We start from the raw sequence: 12657 nt of genomic DNA, 5'->3' as shown, positions 1-12657 counted from the left end.
AGGCCGCTGCCCGGAGGCAGCGGCCTGAATTTTCTCAAGCTGACGCACGCAAAGGCGTGCCCCTCGCTCAGCCCTGGCGGGCCTTGAAGCGCGGGTTGGTCTTGTTGATGATGTAGATGCGGCCCTTGCGGCGGACGAGGCGATTGTCCCGATGCCGGCCACGCAGCGATTTCAACGAGTTACGGATCTTCATGGTTCAACCTCGGCTCGGGCTCCTGCGGATCGGCGCAATGAATGCGCCCCGCCTCCGGCCCGATGCCGGAACGCCCTTGAATGTTGGCGCGGAACCTAAGGGGCGCCCCTGCCCCTGTCAACCGGGAAAGCCCTCCGAACCGGGGGATTCCCGCCCTCCCCCGGGGGGCCCCGCTTTATCCGCTATAGGCATTCTCCTCCACTTTGTTACGCTTCCAGAAAAGCGAATTTTACGTAACCGGCCAAACCTCGCGGCCAGCCTTCGGGAACCCACGACTTGACGCCTCCTTTCAAGGCCTGCAAAGCCGACACGACGAACATGCGCCGGACGAACACTTTGCTCGTCGCGGTCGCCTTCGTCATGCTGATGGGCGCAGGCTTGGCCTCGTTGCTCCTTGCGGCGCGTGCCCAGCAAAACGCGGCGGCGGTGGCGGACACCATCGGCACGCGCGTGGAATTCCACACGATCTTCAGCCTGATCCAGGATACCGAGACGGGGCAGCGCGGCTTCCTGCTCACCCGCGACCCCGCCTATCTCGATCCCTACTACTCGGCGCGGCTCGAAATCGAACGCAAGCTGGCCGCGCTCGAGCAGCGCGTCGCGGACAGGCCGGTCCAACTGCAGAATGTGAAGGCGCTCCACGATGTCGCCCGCAAGCGGATCGAAATTCTCGATCGCACCATCGCGCGCGCGGGAACCGGCGATTTCGAGGGTGCCATCGCGGAAGTGGGTAACAATCGCGGCCAGGTGCTCATGGACGAGGGCCGCAGCATCGTTGTGCGCGCCCTGGACGAAGAGATGGCGGTCCTCGTCGGGCGCGAGGGCACGATGGCAAACTCGTACGCGCTGCTCTCCGCTTCGATCATCGGCGCCATTGCGGCAGCTCTCGTGCTCGCCATCCTCTCGATCAGGCTGACGCTCCGCGCCTTTGCCACCATGGCGTCTCGCAAGGAGGAGCTGGCCCGGCTGAACGAGGAACTGGAAGCGCGCGTCCAGGAGCGTACGCGCGAACTCGAAAAGGCGCGCGAGATGGCCGAAGCCGAGGCAGGCCGCGCGGAATATGAACGTGGCCGCGTGGAACTGCTGCTGCGCGAGGTGACGCATCGCGTCGGCAACAATCTCGCCATGGTGTCGTCGCTTCTGCGAATGCAGCAGGCGAAGCTCGACGACGAAGGCGCACGCGCCGCGCTCGAAACCGCACGGGGACGCATCCAGACGATCAGCACCGCGCAGCGCCGCTTGCGCCTCGACGACGATCTTCAGTCGACACGGGCCGATATCCTCCTCGAGGCAGTAGTCTCGGATCTCGCCGATGCGGGCCTCGACGACAGCGCGATCGTTCTTTCCGGCAATTTCGAGCCGCTGACAGTGGCGTCCCGAGACGCCACAACCCTCGCGGTCGTACTGGGAGAGCTTGTATCCAACGCCATCAAGCATGCCTTCGAGGGACGGGACAGCGGCACGATCTCCGTCTCCTTCGCCGTGACCGGCGGCGTCCCGGTGATGGCCGTCGAGGACGACGGCATCGGCTTCGACGAAGCGGAGGACGCCGCGGCGCGCCGGTCAGGGCTCGGCTCGATGATCATCGAGAATCTCTCCCGGCAATATGGCGGCGAAATAAGACGGTGGAAGAACGAGGCCGGCGGCACGTCGATCCATATTCTGTTGCCGCGGCTGAAGGTCCTGAGAGACGAGAAGAAGGCGGCGGGACGCGGGTAGCAACGGCGTCTCCCGGTTCAGCCAAGGGCAACCGCTTCCCGGGGGTCAGGCGCCTTCCTCCAGGCGCCTCTGCCCGAGGTGTGAACGCAGCCCTTTTCCCAAGGCCGAAATCGGGATAGACCATGCCCGGAACAAAAATGGCGCAGGCGTCATCTTTGCTCCCGATTCTGCAGAAAACCTGGCGTTTCCAGCAAGACCCGGCCAGGCGAAACCGATGGCGTGCGACATGGCGTATGAGAAGCCCGAAGAGAATTACCTGACCGAGCCGGCCGTGCGGACGATCCCCGACGAGGATGTGATCCGCCACCGGCCGCAATGGTTCCGCGAGGCATTGGCAGCGCCCCATGAGAGCCGTCGCCTGACCGTGGACGGCACGAGCATCCACTATCTCTATTGGGGGAACGGCGATACGAACCGGCCCGGCCTCCTCTTCGTGCATGGCAACGGCGCGCATGCGCACTGGTTCTCCTTCATCGCGCCGCTGCTCACCCAGCATTTCAACGTCGCCTCGATGGATCTCGGCGGCATGGGCGACAGCGACTGGCGCATGGATTATTCGCGCGACACCTTTGCCCGCGAAATCGGCGAAGTGGCGCTCGCGGCGGGGCTCGGCCCGAAGCCCGTGATCGTCGGCCATTCCTTCGGCGCCTTCGTCTCGCTGATCGCGGCGAAGCACTATGGCGAGCAACTCGGCGGGCTCATCCTCTGCGATTTCACCGTGCGTCCCGCCGACGACGCGCATGAGTGGTTCCTGAACGGCCCGGAGCGACGCGCAACGAAAATCTACAACAGCTTCGACGAGGCAAAATCGCGCTTCCGCCTCGCGCCGCTGCAACCCTGCGCCAACGGTTTCATCCTCGACTATATCGGCCCTCTGAGCCTGCGCGAGGTGAAGGCCGGCGAGACGCGCGGCAAGCGGACCTTCGAGGAAAGCGGCTGGACCTGGAAATTCGATCATTCGATTTTCAATGGCCTGCGCATGGGCAGCGACCATGCCGGCATCTATGCGAACCTTGCCTGCAAGGGAGCCACGATGTTCGGTCTCGAAAGCAAGGATTACGAACCGGAGAAACTCGACTTCCTTCGCCGCCTTGCGCCGGAAAAACCTGCCTTCACGATTCCCGGCGCCCAGCACCACATCATGCTGGACCAGCCACAGGCCTTCGCTACGGCGGTGGGCGCAGTCATGGCGCAGTGGCATGCCGAGGGCGCACTCGGGTGACGCTCACCGTCACGCTGGCCTTGCTGGCGGCAAGCCTCGCGGCGGCGGGATTCCTGACCTTGCTCGAACGGCGTCCCGCCGAGCTTGGGAAAGTGCGCCTGCTGCCGACGACGCCTCTCATTTTCCTGTCGATCCTTATCGCCGTCGTCATGCTCGTTCATCTGGTGAACCTGATGGGCGTCCACACGGGCAACCGCTCCTTTTGAACCCGGCGGGTTCCCGCTACGATCCTCGTCAGGCCACGGATAGACGGAACCCGCCGATGAGCATGTCGCAACCGCGCCCCCTGCTGCCCTACTTCTGGCTGGTCTTCGCCCTGTCGATACCCTTCTGGGTCCTTGGCTATTTTGCCGACAGCCTTTCCGATCTGATCCCGATCGACCTGCCCGTGAGCGCGCTGATGGCCTTCCTGCCGGCGACAGCCGCGCTCATTCTGGTCTGGCGCGAAGACGGGCGGGCCGCCGCGCGCGATTTCCTCAAGCGTTCATTCGACTATCGCCGTATTCCAGGCGCGGGCTGGTATGCAGTGGCGTTGCTGTTCATGCCGGTCACGCTCTTCCTCGCCTGGTTCGCTATGACGCTTGCAGGCGCGCCGCTTCCCGAACCGCATCTGCCGTTCATTGCCCTTCCGGTCTTTTTCGTGATGTTCTTCGCGGCCGGCCTCGGCGAGGAACTTGGCTGGCAAGCTTTTGCTTTCGACCGCATGCCCGAACGGTGGAGTGCGCTCACGGCCGCACTCATCATCGGCATTATCTGGGTCGTGTGGCACCTCATTCCCTATTTTCAGCTCGACCGCGGCATCGACTGGATCGCATGGCATTGCGGGGTCACGCTGCTGCTGCGGATCGTTACCGTCTGGCTCTATGTGAATGGCGGGCGCAGCGTCTTCATCGCGGCGCTCTTCCACGCAATGAGCAATGTCGCCTTCTTCATGTTCCCGAACTACGGCTCGCACTACGACCCGGCTTATTTCTTCTGGATCGTCGCGGCGGCGGTGGGCGCAATTCTCCTGCTCGGGGGATCGTCGCTGACGCGCGCACGCCGGTAGAACGGCGGCGGGGCTCAGTGCAGCCCGATCTCTTCCTCGTCTTCATCGACCATGCTGGCATCGGCGCCGCGCAGCGTCTTCAGCACAGGATGGAAGACCGCGAAGGCGAGGATCAGCACCATGAGTGCGATGCCGAGCATGAACGGTGCGGCATGCAGCAGATAGAAGAGCGGAATGCCGATGGCCGGGTTGAGGATATGTCCCGTCGCCGCCGTGGAGCCGATGAGACCGGCGACCGCGCCCTGATCCTTCAGCGAGACCGAGAGCGAGGCGCCCGCCGAAAGGCCCGAGCGCAGGAAGCCGAAACCGAGGCCCGCCAGCGCCAGCGCCGAGACGAGCACGCCATAGGAGCCGCCGAAAACAAGCATCGCGAAGGAGACGATCATCGTGATCGCCCCCCAGCGCAGCAGGAACTGCACCGGCAGGTCGAAGCGCTGGATAAGGCCGAGTTGGGCGACGAGCGTCGCCATGGCCATGGCCATCATGCCGACGCTGACAAGCTGCGTCGCCTCCGAACCCTGCAAGCCGAGTTCGGCCATCAGGTAGAAGGCGAAAAGCTGCATCATGATCGACTGGCTGAGGCTGAGCACCACGCCGATGACGAGCCAGGGCAGAACATTCGGCGCGCGCCAGTTGAGCGCCGCGCGCTGCTCCTGCTTTTCGCTGAGAAGTTTTTTCGGCCGCGTGCGCTCGGGAAGCAATACCCAGATCGCAACCGCGCTGACGAAAGCGAGAAGCCCGACGGCAAAGAACGGCGCCAGGATGTGGATTTCCGCGAAGGCGGCGGCGACGCCCGGCCCCACCACCGTGCCGAGGCCGAAGGCCGCGCCGATCTGGGCAATCGAACCCGCGCGCTCTGCCCGTGTCGTGCGGTCGGCGACATAGGCCTGCGAGGCGGGCATGGCGCCCGAGCCGAAAATACCGAAGATCGCCCGCGCGCCCATCACGAGCGGAAACATCAGCGCAATCGAAATCCACTGCTGGTACCCGGCGAGCAGCACGACGCCGACCAGCGAAGTGGAAATCGCGAAGCCGAAAACCCCGATAAGAATAACAGGCTTTCGTCCCATGACATCGCTGCGCCGCCCCCAGAAGGTGCTGGTGAGCACCCAGAGCGCGGCGGAGAGCGAGAAGATCATCGTCGTCTCGAATTCGCTCATGCCGAGATCGGCGGCGATGGGCGGCAGCACGGCGAAGACGAGCGTCTGCCCCATGCCGACGGACAGGAGACAAACGAAAAGAATGAGAAAGGCGCGCTTGCGCTCCTGCGGCGTCGTCCGGCGCGGAGAATCCTCCGGTGCGGGCGGCGGGGCCTGCACCGGCGCAGCGTTTGCCACTGTGCTTGTTTCGTCGTCAACGGGCATGGAATGGGGCGCCTTCCCGGAATCGGTCCCTCTTGCGGGAACTGCCCCTCCTTTACGTGAAACGAACGGCGCTTTCCAGCCCGGCCCTTGCGGAATTTAGTCGGCAGCCGCCCGCAAGGGCAGCACGCGGCGCGGGCGGTGTTTCTCATAGATCGACCGGACCCACAGGGTACCCGGATGATCGGCCCATTCGGCGAGCCAAGCCTCGATCCGCGCCGGACGCGGCCTGGGCAGTTCCATGTCGGGATGGGACGGGCCGCAGGCCGGCGCGAGGAGCGCCGCGGCCGCGAGGTCGGCAATGCTGAAATGCTCGCCGACGAGGTAGCCGCCAGGCCCCGCCTGGGTCGCCACCCTGTCGAGAGCGGCGCGTATCGTGTGCCGCGCCGTGCCGAGATGCTCGCTGTCGATCTTCATCATATGGCGCATCGCCGGGCGGATGGCTGGCTGCATCGCGCGATAGGCGAGCCGTGTGAGGAGCGGCTTTTCCGACGCGAAAAGACGGCAGAGATAGGCCGGCTCCAGCAACAGCTCCGCAAAGAGCGCGCGGCGCACGGCCGGCGCCACGTCTTCGTCGAAATAGGCCTGAAGATCGAGCGCGGCCCGGCGCTGCACGGGATCGGCCGGATAGAGCGGCGGCTCGGGATACTGCCCCTCCAGCACATCGATGATCTCGGCGGAGCCCGCGACCACCACACCGCCGACCCGCAACACCGGCGTCGCCGATGTCCCCGCCAGCTTCCGCAGCGCCGTCATGTGCGGCCCCGGCAGATAGGAAATGCGTCTGTGCGGCACGTTCTTGAAGTCGAGCGCCCAGCGGACCTTTTCGTTGTAATGCGAATAGGGGAACTGATGCAGTTCAAGCCGCTCGTTGTCGTCGCTCATGGTCCGGCCTCCGGGCTGAGCGCCCATTATGCCACCGGCCTGTCCAGAATGACCTAACGAAATGCTCGCCAAAGGGGAGGCATTTGACAGGGCGGGTGCGCCAGCGGCCTACTCCCCGAAACGATATTGGAAATGAATACCGGGAGGAAACCGTGGAACTCGCATTCGGTGCGGCAGACGCCGCCTTTCGCGACGAGGTGCGGACGTTTCTCGACGAGAAGCTGACGCCGGAACTGCGCGCCGTCGGCCGCCGCATGACAAGCGTCTATGCCGATTACGACACGACCATGGCCTGGCACCGGGCACTCTACGAAAAGGGATGGGTGGCGCCCGCCTGGCCGGTCGAGCATGGCGGCTGCGACTGGAGCGTGATCCAGCATTACATTTTTTCGAGCGAACTTTCGGCGGCAGGCGCACCGCCTCTCTCGCCGATGGGGCTTGGCATGTGCGGCCCGGTGCTGATCGGCTATGGCACGCCCGAACAGAAGGCGTACTACCTGCCGCGCATCCTCTCCGGCGAGGATTTCTGGTGTCAGGGATATTCGGAACCGGGCTCGGGCTCCGACCTTGCGAGCCTGCAGATGAGCGCGCGAGAAGACGGCGACGACTTCGTCTGCAACGGCCAGAAAATCTGGACGACGCATGCCAATTACGCGAACCGCATCTTCAATCTCGTACGAACCTCGAAGGAGGATATTCCCCAGCGCGGCATCACCTTCGTCCTGATCGACATGGACGCGCCTGGCGTAAAGGTGGAACCGCTCGTCATGCTCTCCGGCGAGCACATCCAGAACCAGATTTTCTTCACCGATGTGCGCGTGCCGAAGAAGAATGTCGTCGGCAAGGTCGGCGAAGGCTGGACGGTCGCGAAATATCTCATGCAGTTCGAGCGCGGCGGACATGCCTATGCGCCGGGGCTGCATACGCGGCTCGACCGCATCCGCAGCATGGCGAGCGAGGAAGCGGGCGACGGCAGTGGGCGCCTGATCGGCGACGAGAGCTTCGCGCGCAAGATCGCCGAAGCCGCCGCCGAAATCACCGCGCTCGAATATACCGAGCACCGCATCATGTCGGCGTTGAGCCATGGCGATGCGCCCGGCGCGGAAAGTTCGCTTCTGAAGACGCGCGGCACGGAACTGAGCCAGCGCCTGACGGAACTCGCCCTTGAAGCCGTGGCGCATTACGCGCTGCCGTTCCAGCCGCACGCGACGGCGCCGGGCGGGCCGGTGCCGGACGCCCCTCTCGTCACGCCGAACGAGACGCCGGTCGGGCCGGATTATTCCTGGGCGGTAACGCCCAAATACCTCAACGACCGCGCGGGCTCGATCTATGCGGGCACGAACGAGATCCAGCGCAACATCATGGCGAAGGCCGTGCTCGGGCTCTGACCGCCGCTAGAAGCGGAAAGTCGTCCGGAGCGCCGCCCCCACATAGTCGCTTCGCTCCATCTCGAGTCGCGACGGACCCACGCCGTCGCGCGTCACGACCGGCGTATTGCCGATCGATCCGGCGAACGCATCGATATCGAACTGGATGGGCGACCTTGCCCCGACGGTGACGCCGGCATTCACCGTGTAGCTGAGCGTCGTGTCGTCATTCGACAATCGCATCGTCTGCCGGCCGAAGCCGGTAAAGTCGAGACTGTCCGAGCCGCTCGCATCGTTGAACTCGACGGAGGCGGTTACACCGGCGCGCAGCATGACCGGCGAGCCAACCACCGGCTTCACGACCTGCACGCCCGCGATCGGCCCCCAGGACTTGGTATCCACGTCCGTATTGTATTCGAAGTCGCGGGCAAATCCCGGGATGGACCCACCGAAGCGCTGGCGGAAATCGCTGCTCGTATAGCGCAGACCGAGATAGGGGAAGGTGCCGAGACCCGGATCGTCATCGTCGAAATCATCGTCGCACCAGTATTCGCCCATGAGCTTCGCGTAGAAGTCGTCGCTGTCATATTCGAGCCGGTAGGACGAGGAGGTCACGACGTTGAGGCCGCCTGCGGTCGGCAGTGAGAATCCCGCCCCGAAAGGTCCGTCGCCGGTACCGGGAATGAGAAGCGAGGCGCCCATCGGATCGAAGGCGCCGGTGTTGCGGTCCGCTTCGAGACTCGTCCGCGTGTAGCCGAACTGGACCCGCATCCGCCCTGCCCCCAGCATGGCGCGCTCAAGGTCGAACCCGCCGCCGAGCTTCTGGACGCTTGCCGTTTCGTCGTCCTCGAAATGGTAGCCGTTGTTGAGGTTCGGAATGCCGCCGAGTTCGGTTCCGAGGAAGCGATAACTCGGCAGTCCGACCCTCATGCCACCGATACCGCCCTCGACGGAGGCGCCGAATTCCGGCTGATACCCCACCACCCTCTTGCGGCAATCGGGGTTTTCGGGAAGCCGGATCAGCGCCTCATGCATGTATTTGATGCGTTCATCCTCATACGGATCGCGTCCGGCTTCTCGCAGCGCGTTGGCTTCGGCGGTCGCACCATCCAATAATTGCTTGCGGTAGCGGCGATAACGCTCCCTGTGATCGTCGCGCGCTTCGCCGCCTTGCGCGCACCAGTCTCGCTCGCGTTCGATCTGGGCGACAAGCTCCTCTGGGCTGTAGCTCGGCGGCGCGAGGTCGCCCGCAGGTCCGGGCGGCAGCTCGTCCAGTATGGATTCGTCGCTCTCGGCCGCCGTCTGGAGTTGGAGACTGGACGGCGTGATGGCCGGGTCGTAGTCGGGATCGATAAACATCTGGCAGCCTGGCAGCATCAGCGCCGACACCGCCAAAAGCAGCCAGAAACAAAGCCTTGCCGCGCCGCGGCCCGCGAAAACCTCACCCGTCATGACACCCCTCCGACGCCCGCGCGCCTCGGCCCAGCGCCGACGCGACGCCTCACGATAGGGAGCGAGCAAGCCCGGAAATCATCAAAATTGGTGATGCGGGAAAGATTTGCCGACATACTAGATAGCGGGACCGTCCGGCTGCCATTGGCAATCCGGCACGAGGGGAGTTGCTCATGACGGCGCGCACCATCGACATACCCGCTATGCCTTTGCCGCCGCGTGCACGCCCGGCGGCACGGCTTTCCTTCCGCGGGTGGCTGTTCAACCTCGTCTTCAACGCCGTCAGCCGGCGCATGATGCGCAAATCGCACGGCACAGCCGCAAGCTTCGACCTCGCCGATGCACGCGAGAAACTTCGGAGCGGAGAAAGCCGGATGACCACGCCTCCCCCGGGAATGCAGGTGACGCGGGCCGAGGCTCCCGTTTCCGCCGACTGGGTTGGCGTCCCGGAATCGGAAGAGGACCGCATCATCCTCTTCGTGCATAGCGGCTCCTTCATCTTCGGACAGTCAAAACTCCATCGGTCGCTGGCGGCACGCGTCTGCGCGATGAGCCGCGCAAGGGCTCTGGCCGTCGACTACCGCATCGCGCCCGAGAACCCGTTTCCTGCCGCCGTCGAGGACGTGGCCGACGCCTATGAATGGCTGCTCGATCAAGGCTGCGCGCCCGACCGCATCCAGTTTCTCGGCGACAGCGCCGGTGGCGGCATTTCGCTCGGCGCGCTGCTCAAGCTGCGTGAACGCGGCGCACCGATGCCTGCGGCGATGACGCTGCTCGCGCCCTGGGCCGATCTCACTCTTTCGGGCAGGTCGATCCTCACCAACGCGCACAAGGCGACGATCACCAACAATATCGAGATTCTGATGATCAGCCGTGAGCTCTATCTGCAGGGGCACACACCCGCAGACCCGATTGCCTCGCCCGTCTTTGCCGATCTCTCCGGTCTCCCTCCCGCCCTTATTCAGGCCAGTACGGCGGACGTGCTGCTGGACGACTCCGTCCGTTTGGAGGATGGATTGCATCGCGCCGGCGTGGAGGTGGAACTCAGCCTTTACCCGCCGATGCCTCATGGCTGGCAAAGGTTGAGCGCGCTGCTCCCCGAGTCGAGACACGCGGTGTCGGAAATCGGGGATTACATCAATCGGAACTTCGGGCGGAACCATCCGCGCGAGCCGGAACCGGCGCAGGGAGAACACCATGTCTGAGAACGGCGATCGAGGCAGGCTTTACGCAGGCGCGCTCGGACATGACAGCCGCGAGGTGCGGCGCCGCATCGAAGAGATCAAGGACTGGGCAAGGCGAAACGGCAACGAGTTCGTCGAAAGAATGCTCGTCGTGAATCCGCGTCTCGAATGGACGATTCCACAGACAGGCCGCGATCCTCTTCCGGAGGACTATGAGTACGCTCTCGGCTTTACAAGGGCAGAAGCCGAGATCGCCGTGCTCTTCGTTCTCGGGCACAGCATTGCCGGGATCGCGAAGGAGCGCGGCTGCAGCGTCAACACCGTGCGCACGCAGTTCGCCCATATCAAGGACAAGCTCGGCAAGAACACCCAGACGGACGTGCTGCGCGAGCTGATGAAGGTCTAGCCGCGCCGCAGCCTGCGTATGCCGAGGAACGAAAGCCAGACAAGGCCGCCGAGAACACCCGCCGCGACAAACGCAGCGGCTATAAGCTGCCCTCGCATGTCGTGCAAACGATTGATGGTGAGCTGTTTCATCTGTTCATAGCCCGCCGGAACTTCGAGCGCGCCAACCGACGCGGCGTAACTTTCGTATTCCCGCATCATCAGCGCGAAACGCTCGGGCTCGGCATCCTTCATATCTTTCGTCTCGCCCGGATCTTCCGCAAGGTTGTAGAGATACCATTCGGTATCGCCATAGGGCGGCAGGTTGCGCATGAGTTTGTAGCCGTCGCGGAAGAGCGCGACATTGCCCGCCGCCTCCATGCCGACCGCATCCTCGTCCGAATAGGGAGAGGCTGCTTCCCCGCGCAGCACCGGCAGAAGCGAACGCCCCGTCATCTCCTTCACCTCTCTGCCCGCGAACTCGCGCGCCGGAGAAACGCCCGCAAGGTCGAGGATCGTCGGTGCGATATCGGTGATGAAGCTGAAGCCGTCAAGCCTGGCGGCGGCAACACCCTCGCCCGCGACGATGAACGGCACACGAACGCCGCCCTCGCCCGCATAGAGCTTGAAGAAGGAGCCGGGCGCGCCGCCCGCATTCGCGAATTCCGGGCCGATAAAGGCAAAGGTGCCCTTCTCGCCCAGCCTGTCGAGATCGCGGCTGTAGCCGGCCCACCAGAGCCATTGCGCGAAACCCGGCGTCGCCAGCGGATCGTTCGGCTCGGGGCCATTGTCCGAAAGAACGAAAAAGATCGTGTTGCCGTAGTCGCCGGTCTGCTTCAGATGCTCCACGAAGCGCCCGACATGATGATCCATCGCTTCGAGCATGCCCGCATGAACGGCCATGCTCATCGCCCGGATTTCCTTCTCCTTGGCCGTCAGCGCGTCCCATTCCTTGAGCCCCTCCGGCATGGGGCCGAGCGCGGCATCCCCTGGCACGAGCCCGCGCTCCGCCACGCCCTCGAACCGCGATTGCCGCAGCGCATGCCAGCCCTTGTCGTAGACGCCGATATATTTGTCGACGAACGCGCGCGGCGCCTGCACCGGGATGTGATTGGCCTGAAAGGCGAGATAGGAGAAGAAGGGACGCTCGTCTGCCTCGTTCTCATCGAGATATTCGATGGTCTTGTCGACGATGAATTGCGAGGAATAGAAGTCCTCCGGCAGGTCGGCGGGTTCGCCATCCTCGAACCACGGCGCATCGTCGTAGATCGGCAGATAGGGCCGCTTCTCCCAATTGTCCGCACCCGACGCATCGAGCGCGAAGGAGCGGTCGAAACCATGCGCTGGCGGCAGCATGTTCGGCTCTTCATGGCCGAGATGCCATTTGCCCGCCATCGTCGTGCGGTAACCCGCCGCCTGAAGCCGGCTCGCCACCGTGACGACATCGTCCGCGAGATGACCGAGATAGCCGGGCTTGCCGCGATGCTCGAAGGGAAGGGATTCCGGCAGATTGCCGACGCCAGCCAGATGACTGTCGACACCCGTCATCAGCATGGCGCGCGACGGCGCGCAGACCGGCGAGGCATGAAAATTCGAAAACAGCGCACCGCGCGCCGCCAGCACGTCGATGTTGGGCGTCGCGATCTCGCTGCCATAGGCGCCGAGTTCGCTGAAGCCGACATCGTCGATGAGGATGAGCACGATATTGGGCCGCGTTTCGTCCGCCTGTGCCGCCAGACCCGGCATGAGAAGAACGGCGGCAAGTGCCACAACATGTGCGAGCTTCATTTTCTCCTCCGGGAGGCTGCAGGCCGCACTTTATGACACGTTAAGTGCAATAAT

12 protein-coding genes are annotated in these 12657 nt (G+C 64.2%); 7 read left to right on the top strand and 5 right to left on the bottom strand.

Annotation, left to right across the window (positions count from 1 at the left end; translation table 11 throughout):
- Positions 1-67: 67 nt before the first annotated feature.
- Positions 68-193 (bottom strand): type B 50S ribosomal protein L36, encoded by a 126-nt coding sequence (gene ykgO, locus ACKUUH_RS12120; RefSeq protein ID WP_322311350.1) that lies wholly within the window; start codon positions 191-193, stop codon positions 68-70.
- A 276-nt stretch (positions 194-469) separates the two neighbouring features.
- Here ykgO and ACKUUH_RS12115 point away from each other — a divergent pair, with 276 nt between their 5' ends.
- The 4 genes from ACKUUH_RS12115 to ACKUUH_RS12100 all read left to right on the top strand — a co-directional run bounded on the left by ACKUUH_RS12115 (position 470) and on the right by ACKUUH_RS12100 (position 4182).
- On the top strand, positions 470-1912 hold the full coding sequence (locus ACKUUH_RS12115) for a sensor histidine kinase (RefSeq protein ID WP_407950178.1): 1443 nt from the start codon (positions 470-472) through the stop codon (positions 1910-1912).
- Between the two features lie 226 nt (positions 1913-2138).
- Positions 2139-3134, top strand: coding sequence for an alpha/beta fold hydrolase (locus tag ACKUUH_RS12110; protein ID WP_407950177.1), 996 nt, complete (start codon positions 2139-2141; stop codon positions 3132-3134).
- Positions 3131-3340, top strand: coding sequence for a hypothetical protein (locus tag ACKUUH_RS12105; protein WP_407950176.1), 210 nt, complete (start codon positions 3131-3133; stop codon positions 3338-3340). Before ACKUUH_RS12110 ends, ACKUUH_RS12105 begins: the two co-directional genes overlap by 4 nt.
- A 56-nt stretch (positions 3341-3396) precedes the next feature.
- The gene (locus ACKUUH_RS12100; RefSeq protein ID WP_407950175.1) at positions 3397-4182 is read left to right on the top strand and encodes a CPBP family intramembrane glutamic endopeptidase; all 786 of its coding nucleotides are present in this window, start codon (positions 3397-3399) and stop codon (positions 4180-4182) included.
- 14 nt (positions 4183-4196) lie between these two features.
- Here the strand turns inward: ACKUUH_RS12100 and ACKUUH_RS12095 are convergent, their stop codons facing one another.
- Positions 4197-5546, bottom strand: a complete 1350-nt coding sequence (locus ACKUUH_RS12095; RefSeq protein ID WP_407950174.1) for an MFS transporter — start codon at positions 5544-5546, stop codon at positions 4197-4199.
- A 96-nt stretch (positions 5547-5642) separates the two neighbouring features.
- The gene (locus tag ACKUUH_RS12090; RefSeq protein WP_407950173.1) at positions 5643-6428 is read right to left on the bottom strand and encodes a glutathione S-transferase family protein; all 786 of its coding nucleotides are present in this window, start codon (positions 6426-6428) and stop codon (positions 5643-5645) included.
- A 152-nt stretch (positions 6429-6580) separates the two neighbouring features.
- Here ACKUUH_RS12090 and ACKUUH_RS12085 point away from each other — a divergent pair, with 152 nt between their 5' ends.
- Positions 6581-7816, top strand: a complete 1236-nt coding sequence (locus tag ACKUUH_RS12085) for an acyl-CoA dehydrogenase family protein (RefSeq protein ID WP_407950172.1) — start codon at positions 6581-6583, stop codon at positions 7814-7816.
- 6 nt (positions 7817-7822) lie between these two features.
- Here the strand turns inward: ACKUUH_RS12085 and ACKUUH_RS12080 are convergent, their stop codons facing one another.
- A complete protein-coding gene (locus ACKUUH_RS12080) occupies positions 7823-9247 on the bottom strand; it encodes a hypothetical protein (RefSeq protein WP_407950171.1) in 1425 nt (474 codons plus the stop codon).
- 173 nt (positions 9248-9420) lie between these two features.
- On the opposite strand from ACKUUH_RS12080, the gene ACKUUH_RS12075 reads away from it, so the two are divergent.
- Positions 9421-10452 carry an alpha/beta hydrolase gene (locus ACKUUH_RS12075; protein ID WP_407950170.1) on the top strand — a complete coding sequence of 344 codons (1032 nt, stop codon included), beginning with the start codon at positions 9421-9423 and terminating at the stop codon, positions 10450-10452.
- Positions 10445-10837: a helix-turn-helix transcriptional regulator gene (locus tag ACKUUH_RS12070; RefSeq protein ID WP_407950169.1), complete on the top strand. Its 393-nt coding sequence runs from the start codon at positions 10445-10447 to the stop codon at positions 10835-10837. Before ACKUUH_RS12075 ends, ACKUUH_RS12070 begins: the two co-directional genes overlap by 8 nt.
- On the opposite strand, the gene ACKUUH_RS12065 is transcribed toward ACKUUH_RS12070, so the two are convergent.
- Positions 10834-12603, bottom strand: a complete 1770-nt coding sequence (locus ACKUUH_RS12065; protein ID WP_407950168.1) for an arylsulfatase — start codon at positions 12601-12603, stop codon at positions 10834-10836. The genes ACKUUH_RS12070 and ACKUUH_RS12065 overlap by 4 nt on opposite strands.
- Positions 12604-12657 lie beyond the last annotated feature (54 nt).

Source organism: Parvibaculum sp. (assembly GCF_045863935.1).
Classification (GTDB): Bacteria; Pseudomonadota; Alphaproteobacteria; order Parvibaculales; family Parvibaculaceae; genus Parvibaculum.
Note: the sequence above shows the minus strand (reverse complement) of the source record. Positions and strands in the feature narration are given on the sequence as shown.

Coding starts and splice junctions, on each gene's coding strand:
- ykgO (WP_322311350.1), bottom strand. CDS start 193: ATGAAGATCCGTAACTCGTTGAAATCGCTGCGTGGCCGGCATCGGGAC.
- ACKUUH_RS12070 (WP_407950169.1), top strand. CDS start 10,445: ATGTCTGAGAACGGCGATCGAGGCAGGCTTTACGCAGGCGCGCTCGGA.
- ACKUUH_RS12090 (WP_407950173.1), bottom strand. CDS start 6,428: ATGAGCGACGACAACGAGCGGCTTGAACTGCATCAGTTCCCCTATTCG.
- ACKUUH_RS12080 (WP_407950171.1), bottom strand. CDS start 9,247: ATGACGGGTGAGGTTTTCGCGGGCCGCGGCGCGGCAAGGCTTTGTTTC.
- ACKUUH_RS12100 (WP_407950175.1), top strand. CDS start 3,397: ATGAGCATGTCGCAACCGCGCCCCCTGCTGCCCTACTTCTGGCTGGTC.
- ACKUUH_RS12065 (WP_407950168.1), bottom strand. CDS start 12,603: ATGAAGCTCGCACATGTTGTGGCACTTGCCGCCGTTCTTCTCATGCCG.
- ACKUUH_RS12075 (WP_407950170.1), top strand. CDS start 9,421: ATGACGGCGCGCACCATCGACATACCCGCTATGCCTTTGCCGCCGCGT.
- ACKUUH_RS12110 (WP_407950177.1), top strand. CDS start 2,139: ATGGCGTATGAGAAGCCCGAAGAGAATTACCTGACCGAGCCGGCCGTG.
- ACKUUH_RS12095 (WP_407950174.1), bottom strand. CDS start 5,546: ATGCCCGTTGACGACGAAACAAGCACAGTGGCAAACGCTGCGCCGGTG.